Source organism: Ochrobactrum sp. P6BSIII, from assembly GCF_014138065.1.
Classification (GTDB): domain Bacteria; phylum Pseudomonadota; class Alphaproteobacteria; order Rhizobiales; family Rhizobiaceae; genus Brucella.
Window position 1 is genome coordinate 20,047 of record NZ_JACGXB010000013.1, and the last position, 22,593, is coordinate 42,639.

The window sequence follows — 22,593 nt, forward strand, 5'->3', positions numbered from 1 at the left end:
TTTCGCCCGCTGCGACAGCCAAGCGGCATGGCTTTTGCTTTAAGCAGACGGGAGATACTTTACGGGAATAAGACAATGTCCAACTCAACCACCATCCACAACGACGGAAATACACTGTTTCCGATCGTTCTTTCCATCGTTGCCGCTGCGGCAACCGGCGTTCTCTGGGCTTATGCCAATCCGATCCAGCTGGTTCCGGGCGTGATCCAGTGGCGCATTTTTGCTTTTCTGCCGCCGCTGGTCGGTATTCTGCTGGGCCGCAAGAGCGGTTTCATCTGCGGCTATCTCGGCACCATCATCTGGTCTCTGCTCGCTGGCACCTTCATTCCTGCGCATTCGCTGCTCATCGACGGCATCATGGTTGGCCTGACCGGCCTGATCCCCGGCATCCTGTTCGATCCGAAGACCACGACTTTCAATCGCGCCACGCTGATTAAAATTGCAGCGACCTGCCTGATTGTTGGCCTCTTGATGGTTGCCGCCGTTTCGGCAAGCCTTGCCTATCTCGGCATTTTCCCATTCTGGTGGGCTGTCATGTATCTCGGTCTTTCCGATATCGTTCCGATGCTGATCGGCACCCCGCTGTTGGTGGTTCCGGCCCTGAAGATTCTCAAGGGCGCGCATCCGTCCGGTTTCACGCGTTTCTGAGAGCGGGCCCGGAAAAGTGCTCCAACTGCAGAATGTTAAAGTGGGCTTTGGCGATTCCGTTCTGGCAATCGCCGAGGCCAGCCTCGATATCCGTGACGGCGAACGCCTTCTGGTCTGCGGCGCGGGCGGCAGTGGCAAGACCACGCTGCTCAACGCCGCATCCGGCATTGTGCCGCGTCTGATCACCCCGCTGGTTTTCGGCGGCGATGTGACGCTGAACGGCAAGTCCATCTCTTCCATGTCGAAGGATGAGCTGTTCAGCACGGTCGGTGTGGTTTCGCAGAATGTGGAAGACCAGCTCTGGGATCTCAGCGTCGAAGACCTGATTGCCTTTCCGCTGGAAAATCGCGGCCTTGCCAAAGACGCCGTCCGCACGCGGATTGACGATCTTCTCAACGAGCTTGAACTGAACACCTTGCGTGGCCGCCGCGTGCTGACCCTTTCGGGCGGCGAGCGGCGCATGGTGGCCATGGCCGCCGCACTGGCTGCCGAGCCGAAGCTCCTGATCCTCGACGAGCCGACCACGGGTCTTGATCCGGCGGCGCGCCAGCGTCTTGTGCGGGTTCTCAAAAAGCTCGGTGCGGAAATTCCGGCCCTGCTGATTGCCGAACAGGATCCTGCCTCCTTGCAGGCCGTCGTCACCGATGTCGGTCTGGTGAAGGAAGGCAAGCTTGCGCCCGTCGTGCCGCTTGCTTCCATCATCAATGATGCGGGAGCCTGGGAAGATGCGGGTGTTCTGCCGCCTGTGGCGGTGCGCAAGCGCCTTGCCGGTGGCAAAGCCGATGGTCAGGTGCTCGTTTCCGTGTCGGGCATCAAGACGCAGCTTCAGCGCCGCGACGGCAAGCCGGTTCTTGAAAACGTGAATTTCCAGATACGGGCGGGCGAGGTTGTCGGTCTGATTGGCAAGAACGGTGCGGGCAAGACCACGCTGTTCCAGTCCATTCTGGGCCTTCAGAAAATTGCGGCCGGTTCAATCACCATTGGCGGCGAGAATGCCGACAAATGGACTGCCGCAAAGCGCGCCCGTTCGGTTGCCTATCTGCCGCAGAACATGCGCCGGATTTTGTTCAACATGACGGTGCTGGAAGAGGTGGTCTTCGCCATCACAGCGGCAACCCGCGCGCCGAAGGATGACGCCATCACCGCCCGCGCAACGGCTTGCCTGCACAAATACGGTCTGGGCGGTCACGAGGAAACCAACCCGTTTGCGCTTTCCTCGCGGCAGCAGGCCTTGCTTGGTCTCGCCTGTGCGGAAGCGGCGGGCGCTTCGGTTGCCATTCTCGATGAGCCGCTTCTGGCGCGCGATCTCAACGGTCGCCGTATGCTGGAACTGTTCCTCGAAACCGCACTCAGCGAAAACCGTGCCGTGATGCTGATCTCGCACGATCTGGAACTGGTGGACGATGTGTCGTCCCGTGTCATGATCCTCGATAACGGCCATGTCACTTTCGATGGCGATGTGGATGCGTCCTGGGCTTCCGATGCCTATGGCGCACTGGGCTGGCCCAAGCCGCGTGTCGTTGAGACGGGAGAAGCCGCATGAAAATCTTCTACGATTTGAACTTCTTCGTGAAGCTCGTCGCGGCTTTTCTGGTCATGCTCGCAGCCTGGCTGGTGCCCGGCTGGCATTATGGCGTGCCGCTGGCGCTGGCGACGGTCGGCTTTCTGGTGCTGGTCAAAGTGCCGGGCCTGCGCGGCTATCTCAAGGGTGCGATGCTGTTGACGCTGCTCGTCATGGCGAGCTGGATTCTCAATCTTGTGCTGCAAGGCATGGCCTTCGTGGATACGCTGCCGATTGCCGCCGGTATGGCGGCGCGACTGGTGACGACTACGGCGGCCTTCTATTTTGTGATGGAAACCAGCACGCCGGGTTCCATTCTGGCAGCGGCAAGCGCTGCGCGTCTGCCGCCTATGGTAACGCTGGTGCTGTCGCTGACCTTCGGCATCATCCCGATGCTGCGCGAGGATTTCGAACGTATCGCGGATGCCCAGCGCGCCCGCGGCATGGAAATCGATGACGTATCCTTCCCGATGCGCCTGCGTTTTGCGCTGGCGCGCGGTGTTCCGCTTCTGGTGCAGGCAATCCGCATGGCGCATGCCATTTCGCTTTCGCTCGCCATTTATGGCTTCGACACCAAGCGCAAGCGCACCACTTGGCGCAATGTCGGCCTGCTGGTCGAATCACGGCTCAATACCAAGGACGTAAAACGATGACTGAAGACAGCACGAAACTATCCGGCAACGGACAGGTCTGGACCGTCGATGTGGCAGGCCGCAAGGTCGATCTGCCGATTGTGCCGATCAATCCGAACTTCGCCATTTCCCTGATGATGGTCATCGATCTGGGTGTTCGCTTTGGTGAACATGTGGGCAAGGCGCTGGCCGAAAAGCTGGCGCCGCTGAAGCCCGATGTGATCGTCGGCGCTGCAACGCTCGGCATTCCCGTGGCGATTGAAGTGTCGCGCGCACTTGGTCTCGACGATTATGTGGTGTTGCAGAAGTCGCCGAAAATCCATCTTGGCGACGCGCTGGTGCAGACGATTTCCTCGATCACCTCCAAGGGCGAGCAGCGTCTGCTTCTCGACCGTCAGGCAATCCCGCTTCTCAAGGGAAAGCGCGTGGTCGTGGTGGACGATGTCGTGGCATCCGGTTCGAGCCTCAAGGGCTCGGTCGAACTGGTGCGCAAGGCAGGCGGCGAGGTCGTCGGCATCGGCGTCATCCTCACCGAAGCCAAGGACTGGCAGGCAAAACTAGGCGACGATGTGAAGCTGCTTCACAGCCTCGGGCATATTCCGCAGTTCGACAATCAGGATGGCGAGTGGAAGCCCATCGCCGACAGTTTCTTGTAAAAACTGTCGCTAGCTCGCATTCACGCACTTTAAAAACGCCGCGCTTGTCGCGGCGTTTTTTATGCGCTTGGCACACTGTTTCGCGTGGGCCGCATTCTCCAGAATTATCGGTCGTCAACAGGCTTCCATCTTTTCAGAAAAGTCGTCGAAATTCGGATTGACCGATTTTGTATCCAGGATATAGTTTGAGAAAAGTTGGGAGACTTTTCGATTGTCGGCTTATGAATGGCGTAGTCAGACCCGGTTGCTGGACGAAGTGGCAGAGGCGCTTCGGGAGCGAATCTATGCGGGCGTTTATGCGCCGGGCGCGATCCTCCGGCAGGAGCATATAGCCACAGAATTCGGCATCAGCCGCACGCCTTTGCGGGAAGCTCTGCGCGTTCTGGAGCGCGACGGGCTGGTTATCCATCTGCCGGGCAGGGGGGTGCGTGTTGCCTCTGCCGATCTCACCCGCCTGATCGACGCCTATGCCGTGCGCGAAGTGCTCGACGGTGTCGCTGCGCGCTTTGCCGCCGAGCGGGCGAGTGATGCGGATATCGCCAGATTGCGCACGCATGTGGCGGGCCAGTCGGCAGTGGTCGATCCGTGGGATCCCAAAGCCTATACCCAGTCCAATGTCGATTTTCACATGGCGGTGATGAACACCGCAGGCAATGCCTCGCTGATCGCCTTCGTGCCGCTGTTGCGCATGACATCGCAGGTTTTCGCGCCGTCCTTTTCGCTGTCGGTAGACCGTGCGCGCGACGCCATCCGCGAACATGGCGCTATCGTTGAGGCCATTGCCGCGCGCGATGGTGAACAGGCTGAGCGGTTGGCGCGAGCCCATATCCGCGCCACCACGGCAAGATTGGAGGCGGAACAGCCTCTTCGGGAGAATGAAGATGAAGCATGAGAACCAGACGGGAGGAGCTGGCTTGCTCCGTTATGGCAATTTCATCGCAGGTCAGTGGCAGGATGCGGCTGGCGGCGAGCATATCACCGTCAAGAACCCTTCCGATGGCAGCGATCTGGCGCTGATCGCGCGAGGCACCAAGGCCGATATCGATCAGGCTGTGGCGGCCGCCCGTAAGGCGCTTTCCGGCGACTGGGGCAAGCTGACCGCAACCGAACGTGGCCGTGTGCTGCATCGCATTTCGGAAGAGGTGTTGAAGAACATCGATCTCCTGACCGATCTGGAATCGAAAGATGTCGGCAAGCCGGTCACGCAGGCTCGCGCCGATGTGGTGGCGCTGGCGCGTTATCTCGAATTCTATGGTGCATCCGCCGACAAGGTGCATGGCGACACGCTGCCCTATCAGAACGGCTTTACGGTTCTGTCGATCTATGAGCCGCATGGTGTCACGGGCCATATCATTCCGTGGAACTATCCGATGCAGATTTTGGGTCGCAGCCTCGGCGCAGCACTGGCCATGGGCAATGCAGCCGTGGTCAAGCCTGCGGAAGAAGCCTGCCTGACCATTCTCGAATTTGCGCGTATTGCCGAAAAGGCCGGTCTGCCGGTCGGCGCGCTCAATGTCGTTACCGGGCTTGGCGCGGAAGCAGGCGCGGCGCTTTCCGAGCATCCCGATGTCAACCACATCTCGTTTACGGGGTCGGTGCGCACGGGCGAAGCGGTGCAAGCCGCAGCTGCCAAAAACACTGTGCCTGTTACGCTGGAACTCGGCGGAAAATCGCCGCAGATCGTTTTCGCCGATGCCGATCTCGACCGCGCTTTGCCGTTTCTGGTCAATGCGGGTATTCAGAATGCCGGTCAGACCTGCTCGGCTTCGTCGCGCATTCTCGTTGAGCGCAGCATTTATGAAGATGTCGTCGCGCGCATGAGCGAACGCTACCGCGCATTGAAAGTCGGCCCGGCAAGTGCTGATCCGTCGGTCGGTCCGGTCGTATCGCAGCGCCAGAAGGCGATTGTCGAAAGCTATCTCGATCTGGCGAAGGAAAGCGGACTGGCCATTGCCGCGCAAGGTGTGCTGACCGAAGATGCGCCGGAAGGCGGGGCCTATGTGTTGCCGACGCTGATCCGCGACGTGCCTGCCGATCATCGTCTGGCGCAGGAGGAAATTTTTGGTCCGGTGCAGGTCATTCTGCCTTTCGACACCGAAGAAGAAGCCATCGCTATTGCCAATGGGACTTCATACGGCCTCGTCTGCGGCATCTGGACCAATGATGGTGGACGTCAGTTCCGCCTGGCGCGGGCCATCCATTCCGGGCAGGTCTTCATCAATAATTATGGTGCTGGCGGCGGTATCGAATTGCCGTTCGGCGGCGTGAAGAAATCCGGCCATGGCCGCGAAAAGGGTTTTGAGGCGCTGTACGGGTTTGCCTCGCTGAAGACCATCTCGGTCTGGCACGGATAAAACAGCATTTTCAGGGAAAGTGGGAACCGGTTTCCCGTCTGAAAATGTGATGAAAATAGCATTTGGGAGAATTGCAGTGTCGCTTGAAGGTAAGGTCGCGCTCATCACGGGAGCAGGTTCGGGGTTTGGCGAAGGCATGGCAAAGCGCTTTGCTGACGGCGGCGCAAAGGTCGTCATTGTTGACCGCGACAAGGCAGGCGCTGAGCGCGTCGCAGGCGAAATCGGCGATGCAGCGCTGGCCGTGGCTGCTGATATTTCCACGGAAGCTGATGTCGATGCGGCAGTAGAAGCTGCTTTGTCGAAATTCGGCAAGGTCGATATTCTGATCAACAATGCCGGCATCGGTCACAAGCCGCAAAATGCCGAACTGGTGGAGCCGGAAGAGTTCGACCGCATTCTCGGCGTCAATGTGCGTGGCGTCTATCTGATGACGCGCAAGCTCATTCCGCATTTCAAGGGCAATGGCGAAGGCGTCATTCTGAACGTCGCTTCGACCGGCGCTGGTCGCCCGCGTCCGAACCTTGCCTGGTACAACGCGACCAAGGGCTGGGTTGTTTCGGTGACGAAGGCGCTCGCCATTGAACTCGCACCATCCAAGATCCGCGTTGTGGCGCTGAACCCGGTTGCCGGTGAAACGCCGCTTCTCACCACATTCATGGGTGAGGACACCGAAGAAATCCGCAAGAAGTTCCGCGATTCCATCCCGATGGGCCGCCTGTTGAAACCTGATGATCTGGCTGAAGCGGCGGCTTTCCTTTGCTCGCCCGCTGCCTCTATGATTACGGGGGTTGCGCTCGACGTGGATGGCGGGCGCTCGATTTAATAGTTGGAGGGATAGGGGAACCCATGGGTAACTTACTGAAAGCCGGGCTTATAACGGCTGCGATGCTGGCATCGATCAACGGTGCCTTCGCGAAAGACACGCTGGTGGTCGGCGAAGTGCTGGAGCCGCCGGGTCTGGACCCGACCGCCAATGCCGCTGCCGGTATCCGGCAGGTTACCTATGCCAACCTTTATGAAGGTCTTGTGCGCATTGTCGAAGACGGCACGGTGAAGCCGCTTCTGGCCGAAAGCTGGACTGTCTCCGACGACAAGAAGACCTATACGTTCAAGCTGCGTCAGGGCGTGAAGTTTCACGACGGCACGCCGTTCGACTGCTCGGTGGTGAAGTTTTCCTATGAGCGCGCCGTCGCTCCGGATTCCACCAATGCGCAGAAGGGCCTGTTTGCGCCGATTGAAAGCACACAATGTCCTGACCCGGCGACGGCCGTTGTCACGCTGAAGCGCCCGACCTCGAACTTCCTGTTCAATATGGGCTGGGGCGACGCCGTGATGGTCGCGCCGAATGCGGCTGGCGAAAACAAGACCAAGCCGGTTGGCACGGGTCCGTTCAAGTTCAAGCGCTGGGTGCAGGGCGACCGCGTCGAACTGGAACGCAATGCGGATTATTGGGGTGAGCCTGCAAAGCTCTCCGCCGTCACGTTCCGTTTCGTCAGCGATCCATCGGCTGCCGCTGCAGCCATCCTTGCGGGTGACATTGACGTGTTCCCGATGTTCCAGGCCCCGGAGCTGATCAGCCGCTTCAAGAGCGACGACAAGCTACATGTCGAAGTGGGTGATACGGCAGGCAAGGTCATCCTGTCGCTGAACAACGCCAAAGCGCCTTTCGACAATGTGAAGGTGCGTCAGGCGCTGGCCCATGCTATCGACAGCAAGGCGTTGATAGAAGGCACTTATTCGGGCTTTGGTACGCCAATCGGTTCGCATTATTCGCCGGTTGATCCGGGCTATGTCGATCTCTCGCAGACCTATCCGTATGATCCGGCCAAAGCCAAGCAGCTTCTGGAAGAGGCTGGTGTTCCGGCAGGCACGTCGATCACCATCACGCTTCCGCCACCGGCCTATGCGCGTCGCGGCGGCGAGATCATTGCGGCGATGCTGGCCGAGGTCGGCATTCAGGTCAATCTCGTGCCGATCGAGTTTGCGCAGTGGCTGGATCAGGTGTTCAAGCGGTCGGATTTTGACGCGACGATCATCGCCCATACCGAAGCGCGCGATCTCGATATCTATGCCCGCGACAAATACTACTTCAACTATAACAACCCGGATTATAAGGCGCTCTACAAGTCTTATGCCGAGGCTGGCAGCGACGAGGAACAGCTGGAACTCGTCAAGAAGTTGCAGGAAAAGCTGGCCGCCGACGAACCGAATATCTTCCTCTATGCGCTGCCGAAAATCGGCGTCTGGAATAAGAACGTCAAGGGTCTGTGGAGGAACATGCCGATCCCGGCTGATGATCTGACCCAGGCTTACTGGGCCGAATAAAAGCCTCCGCCCCGGCGCTTTGGCAAAGGGGCGGAATTCAAGCGCATCTCCGATGCGCGTTGAAACAATGTGAATGGCCGTGCACCCCATAAATATAAGGGGAGGGCGTGCGGCGAGTTGGAGTGTGGAAAGCGGATATCCGTCTTTTCAAGGAGGTCGCTTTGCTGGCTTATATATCCGGGCGGTTGGTCTCGCTCTTGCTGACGACGCTTGCGGCTTCCGTCATCGTCTTTCTGCTGATGCAGGTGCTGCCGGGTGATCCGGCAGCTGTGATCCTTGGCATCAATGCGCAGCCTGAAACACTCGCTGCGCTCCATACCCAGCTTGGCCTCGACCAGCCGATCTGGTGGCGTTATCTCACATGGATCGGCGGCTTTCTCAAAGGCGACTTCGGCACGAGCTACACCTATTCCGTGCCGATCAGCGAACTGCTCGGTCCGCGCATCATGGTCACGCTGCCGCTGGCGCTTTTGTCCATGGTCCTGTCGGTCGCGGTTGCCATTCCGGTCGGCGTATATGCAGCGTCGAAGCGCGGCAAAACCGGCGATGTACTCTCCATGGGCGTGGCGCAGGTCGGCGTCGCCATCCCGAATTTCTGGCTTGGCCTGCTTTTGATCCTCCTGTTTGCCTTGCAGCTCGGCTGGTTTCCGGCCTCGGGCTTTGCGGGGTGGGAAGGCGGCTTCTGGAACGGTATCCGCTCGCTGTTCCTGCCAGCATTGGCGCTTGCGCTGCCGCTTGCCGCCATTCTGGCTCGCGTGACGCGCTCTGCCGTCATCGAAACATTGGGTGAGGATTTTGTGCGGACCGCGCGCGCCAAGGGCCTGACACGCAAGGCGGCACTTTGGCGTCATGCAGTGCCCAATGCGCTGATCCCGGTTGTCACCATCATCGGCCTGCAATTCTCCTTTCTGCTGGCGGGAACCATCATCATCGAAAACGTCTTCAATCTGCCCGGCCTGGGACGGCTGGTGTTTCAGGCCATCGCGCAGCGCGATCTCGTCACCGTGCAGTCGCTGGTGACGCTGCTTGCCGCTTCTGTGATCGCGGTCAATTTCATCGTCGATCTTGTCTATGGCTTCATCGATCCGCGCCTTTCGACGGGAGGCAGCCGATGAGCGACACGCAAATCCTGCCGAAGCCCGGCATTTTCCGAACGGTGCTTTTGAGCCGCAGCCTGACCATCGGCACGCTGATCACCGTTATCCTGGTTGCGATGGCGCTCATCTCCTTTTTGTGGACGCCCTATTCGCCGACGGCGATGAATTTCCGCGACAAGTTACAGGGGCCGAGCTTCAATCATCTGTTCGGCACGGATAATTTCGGTCGCGATGTGTTTTCCATGATCATGGTTGGTGCGCGCAATTCCATCGCCGTGTCGATCATCGCCGTGCTTGTCGGTGCCGGGATCGGCATTCCGCTGGGCGCTTTCGCGGCTGCACGCGGCGGCATGGTGGACGGGTTCGTCATGCGCATGACCGATCTGGCCTTCGCCTTTCCGGCGCTTCTGACGGCGGTGATCATCACGGCTGTTTTCGGTCCCGGTGCCGTGAATGCGATGATCGCCATCGGCATTTTCAACATTCCTGTGTTTGCGCGTGTCACACGCGGCGCATCGCTCGGGCTATGGAAGCGTGAATATGTGCAGGCAGCCCGTTGCGCAGGGCGTGGCGATGTGTCGATCACGCTTTTGCATGTGCTGCCCAATATCAACCATGTGCTGATCGTGCAGGCGACGATCCAGTTCGCGCTCGCCATTGTCGCCGAAGCGGGCCTTTCCTATGTCGGGCTTGGCACCCAGCCGCCGATGCCAAGCTGGGGCAAGATGCTCAACGACGCACAGACCTTTATTTATGACGCGCCATGGCTCGCCATTTTCCCCGGCCTCGCCATCACGTTTGCCGTGCTTGGCCTCAACATGCTGGGTGACGGATTGCGCGATGTGCTCGACCCGCGCGTCAGGAGGCAAAGATGATCGCACCCCTGTCCAAAACGCCTCTTCTTGAAATGGAAAACATGTCCGTCGAGCTGCCCTTCGGTGCTCGTTCGGCAGATATTGTCTCCGGCATCACGCTGACGCTGAACCGTGGCGAGCGCCTCGGCATCGTGGGCGAATCCGGCAGCGGCAAGTCGATCACCGCGCTTGCCGCCATGGGCTTGCTGCCTGAGCGCATGCAGGTGCGCGGTCGCTTGCGTTTTGACGGCGAGGATCTGGCGAACAAGCCGGAAGCGGAGCTGTGCAAGATGCGCGGACGGCGCATGGCGATGATTTTTCAGGAGCCGATGACGGCGCTCAATCCGGTCAAGTCCATCGGCGCGCAGATCGCTGAAGGCCGCCGTCTGCATTTGGGCGAAAGCCGGACCGATGCGGAGCGTGAAGCACGCCGCCTTCTGGATCGCGTGGGGCTGCCAGCACCGCGCTTCAATCTCGATCTTTATCCGCACCAGCTTTCTGGCGGGCAACGCCAGCGCGTGATGATCGCGATGGCAATTGCCTGTGAGCCGGACCTGCTGATTGCCGATGAGCCGACAACGGCGCTTGATGTGACCGTGCAGGCGCAGATTCTCGATCTGATGGACGAATTGATTGACGAAACCGGCACCGCCCTGATGCTGATTACGCATGATCTCGGCGTGGTTTCGGAAATGACCGACCGGATTGCCGTCATGTATGCGGGCCGCATTGTCGAGACGGGCCGCACGGAAGCTGTCTTTCAGCGCATGGCACATCCCTATGCCCGTGGCTTGTTTGCAGCCTCGCCCCATGGTGCGGCACTGGTGCGCAACCACGGCACGGGGCGTCAGCGCCTTGCCGCCATTCCGGGCGTTGTGCCGGACCCGCTGGCGCGCCCGCCACATTGCACCTTTGCCGACCGTTGCGCCTTTGTGCAGGACGATTGCCGACAGGCAATACCGGGTCTCGATTTCATCGCCGAGAATGACGGCATCGTGCATCGCGCCGCCTGCCTGCATCCGCGTGAAGGCGAGGTGGTTTCATGAGTAAGATGATTTTGCAGGTGCGCGATGTGGTGCGCGAATATCAGCTTCCGCGCGCATCTTTCTTTTCAAAGCCCAGCGCATTGCGCGTGCTGCATGGTGTGAATGTCGAGATCGAAGCAGGGCAAAGCCTTGGCATCGTCGGCGAAAGCGGTTCCGGCAAATCCACGCTGGCGCGTGCGGTGATGGGGCTGGAGCGTCCGCAATCGGGTCAGATTCTCATCAACGGTCAGGATATTTATGCGCTGGATCGCTCGGGCCTGCGTGAAGCGCGCAAAGGCTTTCAGGCGATCTTTCAGGACCCTTACGGTTCGCTCGATCCGCGCCATACGGTCAAGCGCATCATTTCCGAGCCGATCGTGTCGCTGGAAAGCGGCACCAGTTCCAAGGACCGCGACGACCGCGTTGCGGAAGTGCTGGAAGCGGTTGGCCTGCCCAAGGCATCTGCGGAAAAATATCCGCATGAATTTTCTGGCGGGCAGCGCCAGCGCATTGCCATTGCGCGCGCCCTGATCACCAAACCGGCGCTGATTGTCGCCGACGAGCCGGTCTCTGCGCTCGACGTTTCCATTCAGGCGCAGGTCTTGAACCTGATGATGGATTTGCAGGAAAAGTTTGGTCTGTCCTATCTTTTCATCAGCCATGACCTCGGCGTTGTGCGCGCGATTACCGACCGTGTTGCGGTGATCTATCGCGGCAATATTGTCGAGCAGGGGCCGACCAATGCGGTGTTCGACAATCCGCAGCATGACTATACGCGGGCGCTGGTCGACGCCGTGCCAAAGCCTTTCTCCGGTCGCCGCAAGCGAGCGCGGCGATCCGATTCCACACTGAAATTGCCTGAGTGATTTGAGGAAATATCCAATGTCGAATCTTGCCGATTTGTCAGCCGTCGAACTCGTGGCCGCCTATAAGGCGAAGTCGCTTTCGCCGGTCGAGGTCACCGAAGCTGTCATCACCCGCATCGAAGCCTATGAGCCGAAGCTGAATGCGCTTTGGGCTTACGATCCCGATGCAGCGCGGGTGGCGGCCAAGGCCTCTGAAGCGCGCTGGTCGAAGGGTGAGCCTGCCGGTCCCATCGATGGTGTGCCGCTGACGATCAAGGAAAATATCGCGACCGAAGGCACGGCGGTTCCGCTGGGTTGCGCGGCGCTGCCGCTGAAGCCAGCCGCCGCTGACGCACCGCCTGCGGCACGCACGCGCGAGGCCGGTGGCGTTCTGCTCGCCAAGACCACCATGCCCGATCTCGGCATGTTGTCGTCGGGCCTGTCGAGCTTCCACAAGCTTGCCCGCAACCCGTGGGACCTTAACACCAATCCGGGCGGTTCAAGCGCCGGTGCTGGCAGCGCCGGTGCCGCCGGTTATGGCCCGCTGCATGTTGGAACCGATATTGGCGGCTCCATCCGCCTGCCTGCCGGCTGGTGCGGTCTCGTCGGTTTGAAGCCGTCCTTCGGGCGTATTCCGATTGATCCGGCATTTCTCGGTCGCGTTGCCGGTCCGATGACCCGCACGGTTGCCGATAGCGCGCTTTACATGTCGGTGCTGTCGCGACCCGACCGCCGCGACGCCATGAGCTTGCCCTATCAGGACATTGACTGGATGAGCCTTGATATCGACGTCAAAGGTTTGAAAATCGGCCTGTGGCTCGATGCCGGCTTTGGTGAACCGACCGGCGATGAAACCCGCGCTGCGGTGGAAGCAGCGGCCAGGCTTTTTGCCGATGCGGGCGCGATAGTCGAGCCGGTTGCCCCATTCCTCAATCGCACCATGATCGATGGTCTCGACCGCTTCTGGCGTGCGCGCTCCTGGGCGGATGTGAAGAAGATGACGCCGGAAAACCGCGCGAAAATCCTGCCTTACATCTATCAGTGGACCGAAACGGCCGAAGGTCTGAACGGCGAGGAGGTCTATTCCGGCTTCGCGCAGATCGACGCGATGCGCCATGCAGCGCTCGGCGCGTCGAAGGATTTCGACTTCATTATTTCGCCGACCGCGCCGATGCCGACCTATCCGGCGGAATGGGCATCGCCGGTCAACGATCCGCAGCGTCCTTTCGAGCACATCGCCTTCACCGTTGCGATGAACATGTCGGAGCAACCGGCGATCTCGATCAATTGCGGTTATACGTCGACGGGACTGCCAATCGGCTTGCAGATTTTCGGCCAGCGTTTCGACGATCTGGGCGTGTTGCGGCTGGCACAGGCCTATGAAGTGATGCGGCCAGCGCAGCGCCCTTGGCCGGTTATCGCCTGATCGCCAAACCAGCACCCCTCATCCTGAGGAGGCGCGAAGCGCCGTCCCGAAGGGCGAGGGGGTATCCCGTCCTTGCTATTTACCGGGCCGGAGCGGTGCGCTCCTTATAGCGATCCACGGCGGTGAGCTTCTGGATCAGCGGCTCGGCATCGCGCCAGCCGTAAATCTCGGTGCGCAGATAGTCGAGTTCGGCGTCGAGTTCATCTTCACCGATCTCGGTCCACCATGATTTCGGGCGACCGTCGCTACCGTCCGACCAGCGATAGCGGCGCTCCTTCAGCTTGTCCTTCATCTCGAAGGGGCTGTTTTCGGCATAGATGCGCAGGCGCGATTTCTGGCTGGCTTGCAGCAGTTCGGCAAAGGGCGTGGTATCGCCCGACTGCTCCTTCAGCACGGCGAGCAGCGCCTGACAGTCATCCTCGGCGCGGTGTCCATTATGGAAATAGCCGCTCTGGCCGATCAGATAGCCAAGTTTGGTGCCTTCGAAGCCGCGCGCCGTCCAGTCGATTTCCTTGACCGAACAGGCCCATGGCTTGTTGGCAAAGACCGGTGAGAACCGTTCCAGAAACGGACGGTCGAAGCCGGCATTATGCGCAATGATCAGATCGGCATCGGCAATCAATGCTTCGAGCTCCGCCAGCGGAATTGTCTGGCCCTTCACCATTTCATCGGTGATGCCGGTGATGCGGGTAATGTCCGCCGGGATCGGCTTGGAAGGTTCCTGCAACGCACCGAAAGTGGCGCAGACATCGCCAATCGAGCCGTCATCCGCATAGCGAAACGCGACGGCGCCGATTTCGATGATTTCTTCCTGCGCGGCATTCAAGCCGGTGGTTTCCGTATCTACCACGACACCAAGACGCGGGAAGGCCTGTATGTCGGCATCGGGCACGACGGGCAGCGGGTCAAGGCGGCGCAGAATGCGATAGCGCCCGCTATCCTTCAGCTGACGTACCATTTCGGCTTCATCGATGACTGGGGCCTTCAGCGCCTGCGCGCCAACCGTCTCGCGCTTGGGCTTCGCGCGGGCAGGACGCAGCTCCGCCCGTTCTTCTCCTGCCTTCGCAGCGGGAGCAAAAAGGTCGAACTGGTGGCGCATCGAAATTCTCCGCGAGGACATTGCCAGCACACGTGTCGAGGGGCCTGGCGTTGGAAATGCAAAACAACAAATAGAGCGCAACCAGCCAGTTTTCCGGCTGGAACCGCTCGAATGGCATGGTTATAGGATCGCACTTCGCCTTTTCCAGACCAAGCCTTCATTCTCATTAGTAACAGGTAATAGTGGCCGGAAATGGCTTCAAGCGCCCAGCTTCTTTATCCGATGGGCAATATCTGGGGATAAACATCGTGCGCTTATTTAAGAATAAAAGTCAGGATTTCCATGGATGTCTTTGTTTATAATTTTTTATTAGCGTCTGCTTTATTTAAGAAAATAAATATATTGTTTTGGATGGTTTAATTTCTCTACAAAAGTTAATTTGACTGATATATGCAATTGCACATTCAGATTGGCCTCACTACTTATTGAATTTTAATTCAATCGATTACTGGTCTGGTTTCTCGTGAAGATTGTTCCCTCTCTGCTGATCATGCTGTTTGCGGTCGCGATGTCGAGCTTGTGGGTGCTCGACAGACGGCGAAAGCATATGCTGCTTTTCGGCCTGAGCTTCGCGGCATTTTCTCTTGGACATTTTGTGCAGGTGTCGCCGCCTCTGCCCGAGCTGCGGCAGACATTCCTTCTGGCGATCCTGCTGCAACTTGCAGCTGGCTGGCTGTTCTGTCAGGCGGTGATGGTACGGCTTGGGCGGGGCTTTCCCCCGATCACGGCGTCGCTGATCACGGTTTTAACGCTGGCTGCCGTCGGCCTGCTTGCCTGCCAGGGGGCGATCTACAGCTATCTGGTCGTTGCGGCCAATATAGGTCTTGGCACACTGGCTGCGGTTCTTTGCCTGCATGCCCGGCGTGTGCCGGGTGACCGGTGGATCGAAACGGCGCTGCGTCTGGTTCTGGCGCTGCTGGCGGCACATTTCTTCCTGCGCAGCATCTTCACGATTGTCATGCTGGATGATGTGGCCAGCTCCAGGGAGTTGCTGTCCTTGCCCTATTGGTCATGGGTAACGGTGGCAGCATCGATGGGCGGTGTTCTGCTCGGTCTCTTAATTTTGACCGTCGCCGCGCTCGATATCATCGACAAGTTGCGCAATGAACGCGATGCCGATCCGCTGACCGGTCTTCTCAACCGGCGTGGTATGGAACGCCACGCAAAGCGCAAACTGGCAAGTGCCGCGCAAGGCGCAACGCATGGCGTCATTATTGCGGATATTGATCATTTCAAGGCGATCAATGATGAGCTAGGCCATGCGACTGGCGACCGCGTGCTGGTGGAGTTTTCGCATCTGTTGCAGGCACTGGCCGGGCAGGATGTGATCGTCAGCCGTGTGGGCGGTGAAGAGTTCGTTCTGCTGGTTGCGGGCAGTGCCCAGCACTGCGAACGCTTTGCCAAGCGGCTTTGCAATCAGGTCGGTCGCCATGCATTTGCGGCGTTGCCGAAAGACCGCCATGTGACATGCAGTTTTGGCATCGCCATGCTGCGTCATGATGAAAAGTTATGGGAAACGGTGTCTCGCGCCGATCTTGCCTTGATGCGCGGCAAGCATCGCGGGCGCAATCGCACGGTGACCGAGGGCGATGAATTCCCTGAATTTTCGGGTGATGCGCCAGCTGCTTATCGCCTGACAGGCTGATGCAGCTTTCCTCTTTCGGAGAGGAATTATCAGTCACACGCCGTTCGTAAAGACTTTGGTTACCATAATTCGCCATTCTGGAAGCGACCAATGCGGTCACTGCTTCGCTTCGGCCACTGCTTTGCCATGTCCTCTTCGCTTTTTTGCCGAACTGACATGCGAGGCGAGGCCGGAAGTGGGGCCGCGAAGTCGAATTCCAGTCGGGTTAGTATCATGGCGTGTGTGACAGAAGTGTATGGCTATGCGGCTCCGCGTAGCGGCCGTATCGGCCTTCCGTTCAGTTTGCGTGGCTTTTTGCGCGTGACGGCATTTGCCGCGACAGGTCTTGTCGCCGGTGGCTGGATGCTGACCGCGCTCGGCACGCTTGAAACGGCCATTCCCGCATTTGCGCCTGTCGCTCCGGTCATGCGGCGCATTCCGGCAGCCATGCCGCAGGCGCTGGCCCTTGTCGACCAGACCCGCACCCCGACGCACAAAATGCGTGAAAGCTTCATCAAGGCCTATACGGCGGATGCTGCCTATTCCAACCTCGACTGGCGTCGCAACAAGATGACCGATGATCAGCCGATCATTGCCGATATCGGTCCGGATTCTGTAATCGAGCCAAAATCGGTTGATGTGGCTTCGTTGATCGAACCGCGCGCGGATCGCGTTCGGTTGCCTGAGCTGGTTGCAGTCGCCTCGGCTGATCCGGCAGCGGACAAGACGGGCAACAAGATTTCAGCTGACGCGGCTGCGAAAGCCGCCACCGCGGGCGCAGTCGCGCTTGGTTATGCCAGCGCGCCGCAGACGCCTGCCGCTCTGGTTGCGCTCGCCAAGATCCAGCCACAGAGCCAGTCCGGCATTTTGCCCCTGTCGCAGGCTGAAGAAGCCGACGCGGACGGCAGTGCCACACCCAATCTGCCAATCGGCAATGCAATACCGCTGCCGCAATCGGCGCCTGATCAGAAGACAGATATGGCGGCTGACGACGAAGCCGACCGCGACATGTTCGTGCCGGATGATGTGCCTTTGCCGGGTGCCAAGCCTGCATTGCGTACGTCGCGCATGCGCCCCAAGACACAGTTGGCCTATGCACCCGAAAGCGGCGCAACGGACACACCGGAGCCGGGCCTTTTCAGTCCGCTGATCAATCAGGCTGCCCGCAGCCGCGTCGCCATCTATGATATTTCCGCTGCAACCGTTTATCTGCCGAGTGGCGAGAAGCTCGAAGCTCATTCGGGCATCGGTCGCATGCGTGACAATCCCACCTATGTGAACCAGAAGAACCGTGGCCCCACGCCGCCGCACAGCTATAATCTGCGCATGCGTGAGGCGCTTTTCCACGGCGTTGAAGCGATCCGCCTGACGCCCGCCGATGGCAACAACCGCTACAATCGCGACGGACTTCTGGCGCATACATTCATGCTGGGTCGCAACGGCGATTCCAATGGCTGTGTGGTGTTCCGGGATTATCCGCGCTTCCTGCGCGCCTTCAAGCGCGGCGAGTTCAACAAGCTTGTCGTGGTGCCCCGGATGTCATCATCCAAGCCTGCGCGCATTGCTTCGCTTTTCTGATCGGGACGCTTCCGCGCAAAGAATTTCCGGCATCGGCTGAGTACACGAAAAATTGCCCCCAACAATATTGCAGGGGCTGCGGGAATTGATAGAAATCCCGCGTTGCAATTCTTCGGAGATATCCTCAGTGAAGCTCTATTACAAAGCCGGTGCCTGCTCGCTCGCACCGCATATCGTTCTCAGCGAAGCCGGCCTGCCTTACACATTTGAAGCCGTCGACCTGAAAACCAAGGTTACAGAAAGCGGTGCCGATTATCTGACGGTCAATCCGCGTGGCGCAGTTCCGGCTCTGGAACTCGAGCCGGGTCTGGTAATCACCCAGAACGCAGCCATCCTGCAATATATTGGCGACCATTCGGGTGTTGCGTCGTTCAAGCCAGCCTATGGCACGATGGAACGCGTGCGCTTGCAGGAAGCGCTCGGCTTTTGCGGCGATCTGCACACGGCCTTCGGCGGCTTGTTTGCGCCGAACCTGACCGAAGAAGCGAAGGTGGGCGTGCTTGCCAATATCAGCCGTCGCATGGGCCAGCTTGAGGCCATGCTGGTGGATGGTCGCAGCTATTGGCTGGGCGAAGAACTGTCGCAGGCCGATGTTTACGCGTCTGTCGTACTCGGCTGGGGCTTGGTGATGCAGGTTGATCTCGGCGCTTATCCGAAGGCGCTCGCCCTGCGTGAACGCGTCATGGCGCGTCCGGCAGCGCAGAAGGCGCTGAAGGAAGAAGGCCTGATCTAACCTTACGCAGCCGGAGCCGTTACGGCTCCGGCTGACTGACCGTCATGTTCTATGGCGCTGCGCTGTTGACGGGCGCACAGCATTGATCCGCCGTATCAGCCTCTCGCTTTATGGTCGGCCCGGCATCCGCGCCTCTTCCTTGCCATTCTCCAGGTTTCTCCGCATCGCCCTGCTTATCTGGCGGGACGATACGCTGTGCTTTTAAAAAAGAATCCAGTTCGTATTTATTAATTTAGTTAAGTTTAATTCTATAAATTAGAGTTTATATAATAGTAATATTGCATATATAGAGCGTTTGAAATCAAATATACGAGCATTAAATAGCGGTTTGATGCAAATAATTGTGTAATTCGTATTGTTCGAATCTTATTGTATTGGTATTTGTTCAATAGGATTTCTGTATTTCGCATTTTAATTGAGGTCTATCTAAATTCATTTGTTGAAATATTCGCCGTAGCCGAGGGGCTGAAGGGCGCGTTTAGGGGCAATGATGTCGGTCATCTCAAAAGATCTGATGCGGGTGCTGGGCTCAACAGCCGTAGCTCTCGTCCTGTCGAACACGTTGGCTGCCGCAACGAGTGTTGTGGTGAATGGAATAGCCTACCAGTATAATGGAGGCAGCACGGCGACCTTCAATGGCCTTGGCGCGACCTACGAAGTGGCGACCATCAATAATGGCCGCGCGTGGGGTGTTTTTGTCTCTGCCGGAGCGGGGGTGGCGTCGACGCTGAATGTTTCAAACATCAATGTCATCACGTCAGGGCCGAAGGCGCATGGTATCCAGGTTGGTGCGAAGGGTAGTGATGCGGACGGTACGGATCATTCAACCATTCATCTGCTCGGCGGTGTAGCTGTCACAACAGATGACGCGGATTCCTTCGCGTTACATGCGATCGATGGCGGCACGATTGATGGCGCCGTTCAGGTCACAACGACAGGCACCAACGGTTTCGGTGCTTTCGCGGAAAGCTGGTCATCAATCGTTTTGACCAACTCGACGATAAACACCGCCGGTCAGAATGCATTCGGCGTTATCGCAAATAATGACATGGGCACCGTCGCTGGCCGGATATCGGGCGACAATCTGAGCATCACGACCACCGGTTCCAATGCATCCGGCGCTTATGCCGACAATGGTGGTCAGGTCCTGCTGACGAACAGCAATATTGTCACCGGTGGAACCGCTGCTTACGGCGTCGAAGCGCTGTCGGGCGGTGTTGTTACACTGAACGGTGGCACGATCACGACGTCGGGCAACAGCGCCAGAGCCATACAGGCAGATGACGCGACGGTTGTCGCCAACGATGTGACGATTGTGACCAACAATGCGGCGCGTTTTTCCGAAGGTGTTCAATCGCAGAACAATGCGAGCGTGACGTTGAACGGCGGTTCGATCACGACCTATGGCCTGCGCAATTATGGTCTGATCGCCAGCAATGGCGGGTCGATTACGTCCAGCGCCGATATCAGCACTTATGGCAACAATGCCCATGCTGTACAGGCGGGTGCTTTCGGCACCAACCATCCGAATTACGCCTATGACGGAACCACGTCCGGTACGGTCTATCTGACGGGTGGTACGATCCGCACATATGGGGACAGTTTCGCTGTCGGCTTGCACGCCCTCGATGAAGGAGTGATCGACGCTCGCAATATCACAGTTGAAACCGTTGGCGCGTCGAGTTTTGGGGCTTTTGCTGAATCTGCTTCGACGATCAAGCTTTCCGCAGCCACCATTCGGACGACTGGAAGCCAGGCCTATGGGCTTCTGGCCAATAATGACGAGGGAACAGCAGGCGGCCTGATTGCGGCAACCAATACGGATATCGTCACTTCGGGTGCCGGTGCCGCCGGTGCCATGGCGCAGGCGGGTGGTTCAATTTCGATCACGGGCGGCAGCCTAACAGCACTGGGCGAAACGGCATCTGCTCTGGCAATTTCCGGTTCTGGTACGATTGAAGTCGAAGGCGCGGTTCTCAAAAGCGCGCAAGGGCCGACGATTGGCGTGGTTCTGACCAGTGCCGACGATGTGGCGCATATTCGCCTTGGCAGTGGAACAGTTGCGACCGAGAATAACGGCATCTTGCTGCAGGTGGATCGCTCCAACGGCGATGGATCTGGCGGGGTCGTCGACATAGAGCTGGATGCGGGTTCGGTCAGCAAAGGCAATATTATTGATTTGCAGGCGAAAACCGGGGCTGGCAACACCAATCTGGTTCTCCAGCAAGGCGCGCAATGGACGGGGTTTCTCCAGGGGATTACCCATATTCAGGGCATGCGCGGCAGCAGTCTGGTCTTTGAGCAACAATCGGTCATTGCTGGAAATCTCACTGGCGTCCAAAGCAGCTTTGACTTCGGCGATGAAGGCGATTCCATTGGCGGCAACGTAACGCTCACGGAGGGGTCCGTGACGCGGGGCGGCACGGTTGCAATACCTGTCCAAGTGGGCGGAAATGTCAGTGTTGACCAGACATCCATTCTTGGCGGCAACTGGCATATAGCGGGCAATCTGGTCAGCGCGGGCACGATCACACCCGGCAATTCCATCGGCATTGTGGCCGTTGACGGCGATCTGACGCTGGCTTCATCTTCGGTCTATGCGGCAGAGATCAACGCGAAAGGCGAAGCGGATCTGATCAAGGTTGGCGGAACCGCCAATCTGGCAGGTACGGTCACCGTGTCCACGCTTGGCGGCTATCAGCTTGATCGGCCTTACACGATCCTGACGGCGGGCAATCTTGCGGGCACCACATTCAGCAGTGTTTCCTGGGGCGGGTCGACCACCTTCATTGCGCCGAACCTGAGCTATGATGCGAACAGTGTTCTCTTGACCATCGGTCGTAATGACGTCGCGCTTTCAAGCGTCGCGCAGACCGACAATCAGCGGGCCGTCGCAGAAGCGGTCGACGGACTGGATCTCAGTAATTCTGTAGCGAACTCGGTCGTCTTTTTGGATGCGGCAGGGGCGAGGGCGGCTTTTGACCAATTGTCGGGTGACGCTTATGCCTCCACCAAGACGAGCCTGATTGAGACATCGCATCTGGTGGCGGATGCAATCAACAACCGTTTGCGCTCGGCCTTCGCTGGTGTTGAATCGAAAGATGTTCCGGTTCTCTCCTACGCGAAGACACAAGAACCATCGCGCGCGTCTGCTGCAATCGACGCGGTCAGCGATAATGCGCCTTCGGCGCAATATGGCTTCTGGGCGACGGGCTTCGGTTCCTGGGTGAAGCAGGACGGAAATGCCAATACTGGCGGGGTCTCGACATCGACAGGTGGTTTTATCTCCGGTCTCGAAGTAGGTTTGGCCGGGGGCTGGCGGCTTGGCTTCGCTGGCGGCTACAGCCAGTCGGACATCGATTTCAAGGGCAGAAACGCTGCTGCGACGAGCGACAGTTGGCATCTGGGCATTTATGGTGGCAACCAGTGGGGACAGCTCGGATTGCGAGCAGGTCTGATCCAGACGTGGCACAGTATTGATGCGTCGCGGTCAGTCTCATTTGCGGATCTCTCCAATACACTGGAGGCCGATTACGATGCTCGCACATTACAGGCGTTTGGTGAGATCGGCTATCGGCTTGATACTGCTGCAGCGTCGTTCGAACCTTTTGTCAATCTCTCGCATGTCCGGCTGCGTACCGACGGATTTACCGAAACCGGTGGGGCTGCGGCGCTGAATGTCGAAAGCGATAAGACAAATACCACCTTCACCACCCTTGGCTTGCGGGCGGAGGCTCCCCTGTCGCTCGGGTCGGCTGCGGTCAACTTGAAGGGCTCGCTGGGCTGGCGGCATGCTTATGGCGACATCATACCGGTCTCAACGCAGGCCCTTGCAGGCGGCGATGCCTTCACCGTGGCGGGTGCGCCGATTGCCAAGGATACGGCTTTGCTTGAAGCGGGGCTTGATTTCGATGTGACACCGGCTTCGACGCTTGGCGTCAGCTATGTTGGTCAGTATGGCAGCGGTGCCAAGCAAAACGGGTTCAAGGCTTCGTTCAATATCAAGTTCTGATCCTTCTTGATCCACGGAGAGAAACCGCGTGGCCAATCGTGACAACGTCCCCGGCGGCAATGCCAAGCGGGGACAGTTCCGGTTGATCGGGGTTGCATGCGATTTGCTTTTCGGTCAATCCAAG

General features: G+C 58.7%; 18 protein-coding genes. 17 read left to right on the top strand and 1 reads right to left on the bottom strand.

The annotated features are described in order from the left end of the window. Window positions 1-75: 75 nt before the first annotated feature. The 13 genes from FHW00_RS17740 (at window position 76) to FHW00_RS17800 (ending at window position 13,423) form a co-directional block, all read left to right on the top strand. On the top strand, window positions 76-648 hold the full coding sequence (locus tag FHW00_RS17740; protein ID WP_021586547.1) for an aminotriazole resistance protein: 573 nt from the start codon (window positions 76-78) through the stop codon (window positions 646-648). A 16-nt stretch (window positions 649-664) separates the two neighbouring features. After that, window positions 665-2,191 (top strand): ABC transporter ATP-binding protein, encoded by a 1,527-nt coding sequence (locus FHW00_RS17745; RefSeq protein WP_078339870.1) that lies wholly within the window; start codon window positions 665-667, stop codon window positions 2,189-2,191. Then, complete coding sequence (locus FHW00_RS17750; protein ID WP_078339871.1) at window positions 2,188-2,862, top strand: energy-coupling factor transporter transmembrane component T; 675 nt, start codon at window positions 2,188-2,190, stop codon at window positions 2,860-2,862. The genes FHW00_RS17745 and FHW00_RS17750 overlap by 4 nt, the downstream gene beginning before the upstream one ends. Then, complete coding sequence (locus tag FHW00_RS17755) at window positions 2,859-3,497, top strand: phosphoribosyltransferase family protein (protein ID WP_078339872.1); 639 nt, start codon at window positions 2,859-2,861, stop codon at window positions 3,495-3,497. Before FHW00_RS17750 ends, FHW00_RS17755 begins: the two co-directional genes overlap by 4 nt. 211 nt (window positions 3,498-3,708) lie before the next feature. Beyond that, window positions 3,709-4,389, top strand: coding sequence for a GntR family transcriptional regulator (locus FHW00_RS17760; RefSeq protein ID WP_078339873.1), 681 nt, complete (start codon window positions 3,709-3,711; stop codon window positions 4,387-4,389). After that, entirely contained in the window at window positions 4,379-5,851 is a 1,473-nt protein-coding gene (locus FHW00_RS17765; RefSeq protein ID WP_078339874.1) for an aldehyde dehydrogenase family protein, read from the top strand. The genes FHW00_RS17760 and FHW00_RS17765 overlap by 11 nt, the downstream gene beginning before the upstream one ends. 76 nt (window positions 5,852-5,927) lie before the next feature. Then, window positions 5,928-6,674, top strand: a complete 747-nt coding sequence (locus tag FHW00_RS17770) for a glucose 1-dehydrogenase (protein WP_078339875.1) — start codon at window positions 5,928-5,930, stop codon at window positions 6,672-6,674. Between the two features lie 23 nt (window positions 6,675-6,697). Then, window positions 6,698-8,176, top strand: coding sequence for an ABC transporter substrate-binding protein (locus FHW00_RS17775; RefSeq protein ID WP_078339876.1), 1,479 nt, complete (start codon window positions 6,698-6,700; stop codon window positions 8,174-8,176). A 161-nt stretch (window positions 8,177-8,337) separates the two neighbouring features. Then, window positions 8,338-9,291 (top strand): ABC transporter permease, encoded by a 954-nt coding sequence (locus FHW00_RS17780; protein WP_078339956.1) that lies wholly within the window; start codon window positions 8,338-8,340, stop codon window positions 9,289-9,291. Further along, entirely contained in the window at window positions 9,288-10,148 is an 861-nt protein-coding gene (locus FHW00_RS17785) for an ABC transporter permease (RefSeq protein WP_113534803.1), read from the top strand. The genes FHW00_RS17780 and FHW00_RS17785 overlap by 4 nt, the downstream gene beginning before the upstream one ends. Further along, complete coding sequence (locus tag FHW00_RS17790) at window positions 10,145-11,173, top strand: ABC transporter ATP-binding protein (RefSeq protein WP_078339877.1); 1,029 nt, start codon at window positions 10,145-10,147, stop codon at window positions 11,171-11,173. Before FHW00_RS17785 ends, FHW00_RS17790 begins: the two co-directional genes overlap by 4 nt. Beyond that, entirely contained in the window at window positions 11,170-12,018 is an 849-nt protein-coding gene (locus tag FHW00_RS17795) for an ATP-binding cassette domain-containing protein (protein WP_078339878.1), read from the top strand. The genes FHW00_RS17790 and FHW00_RS17795 overlap by 4 nt, the downstream gene beginning before the upstream one ends. Window positions 12,019-12,034: 16 nt before the next feature. Further along, window positions 12,035-13,423: an amidase gene (locus FHW00_RS17800; protein ID WP_113534801.1), complete on the top strand. Its 1,389-nt coding sequence runs from the start codon at window positions 12,035-12,037 to the stop codon at window positions 13,421-13,423. Between the two features lie 79 nt (window positions 13,424-13,502). Here FHW00_RS17800 and FHW00_RS17805 read toward each other — a convergent pair whose 3' ends face one another. Continuing rightward, window positions 13,503-14,522, bottom strand: coding sequence for a 3'-5' exonuclease (locus tag FHW00_RS17805; protein ID WP_078339879.1), 1,020 nt, complete (start codon window positions 14,520-14,522; stop codon window positions 13,503-13,505). A 463-nt stretch (window positions 14,523-14,985) separates the two neighbouring features. Here FHW00_RS17805 and FHW00_RS17810 point away from each other — a divergent pair, with 463 nt between their 5' ends. The 4 genes from FHW00_RS17810 (at window position 14,986) to FHW00_RS17825 (ending at window position 22,469) form a co-directional block, all read left to right on the top strand. After that, window positions 14,986-16,167, top strand: a complete 1,182-nt coding sequence (locus FHW00_RS17810; protein WP_445557963.1) for a GGDEF domain-containing protein — start codon at window positions 14,986-14,988, stop codon at window positions 16,165-16,167. Between the two features lie 213 nt (window positions 16,168-16,380). Continuing rightward, on the top strand, window positions 16,381-17,724 hold the full coding sequence (locus FHW00_RS17815; protein WP_445557964.1) for a DUF2778 domain-containing protein: 1,344 nt from the start codon (window positions 16,381-16,383) through the stop codon (window positions 17,722-17,724). Between the two features lie 127 nt (window positions 17,725-17,851). Then, window positions 17,852-18,457, top strand: a complete 606-nt coding sequence (locus FHW00_RS17820; protein WP_078339880.1) for a glutathione S-transferase N-terminal domain-containing protein — start codon at window positions 17,852-17,854, stop codon at window positions 18,455-18,457. Window positions 18,458-18,944: 487 nt separating this feature from the next. Further along, entirely contained in the window at window positions 18,945-22,469 is a 3,525-nt protein-coding gene (locus FHW00_RS17825) for an autotransporter domain-containing protein (protein ID WP_078339881.1), read from the top strand. Window positions 22,470-22,593 lie beyond the last annotated feature (124 nt).

Bases quoted from the DNA above. Each gene is read 5' to 3' on its own strand.
- FHW00_RS17750 (WP_078339871.1), top strand. From the start codon at position 2,188: ATGAAAATCTTCTACGATTTGAACTTCTTCGTGAAGCTCGTCGCGGCT.
- FHW00_RS17815 (WP_445557964.1), top strand. From the start codon at position 16,381: ATGGCGTGTGTGACAGAAGTGTATGGCTATGCGGCTCCGCGTAGCGGC.
- FHW00_RS17740 (WP_021586547.1), top strand. From the start codon at position 76: ATGTCCAACTCAACCACCATCCACAACGACGGAAATACACTGTTTCCG.
- FHW00_RS17785 (WP_113534803.1), top strand. From the start codon at position 9,288: ATGAGCGACACGCAAATCCTGCCGAAGCCCGGCATTTTCCGAACGGTG.
- FHW00_RS17805 (WP_078339879.1), bottom strand. From the start codon at position 14,522: ATGCGCCACCAGTTCGACCTTTTTGCTCCCGCTGCGAAGGCAGGAGAA.
- FHW00_RS17775 (WP_078339876.1), top strand. From the start codon at position 6,698: ATGGGTAACTTACTGAAAGCCGGGCTTATAACGGCTGCGATGCTGGCA.
- FHW00_RS17755 (WP_078339872.1), top strand. From the start codon at position 2,859: ATGACTGAAGACAGCACGAAACTATCCGGCAACGGACAGGTCTGGACC.
- FHW00_RS17790 (WP_078339877.1), top strand. From the start codon at position 10,145: ATGATCGCACCCCTGTCCAAAACGCCTCTTCTTGAAATGGAAAACATG.
- FHW00_RS17765 (WP_078339874.1), top strand. From the start codon at position 4,379: ATGAAGCATGAGAACCAGACGGGAGGAGCTGGCTTGCTCCGTTATGGC.
- FHW00_RS17825 (WP_078339881.1), top strand. From the start codon at position 18,945: ATGATGTCGGTCATCTCAAAAGATCTGATGCGGGTGCTGGGCTCAACA.
- FHW00_RS17795 (WP_078339878.1), top strand. From the start codon at position 11,170: ATGAGTAAGATGATTTTGCAGGTGCGCGATGTGGTGCGCGAATATCAG.
- FHW00_RS17800 (WP_113534801.1), top strand. From the start codon at position 12,035: ATGTCGAATCTTGCCGATTTGTCAGCCGTCGAACTCGTGGCCGCCTAT.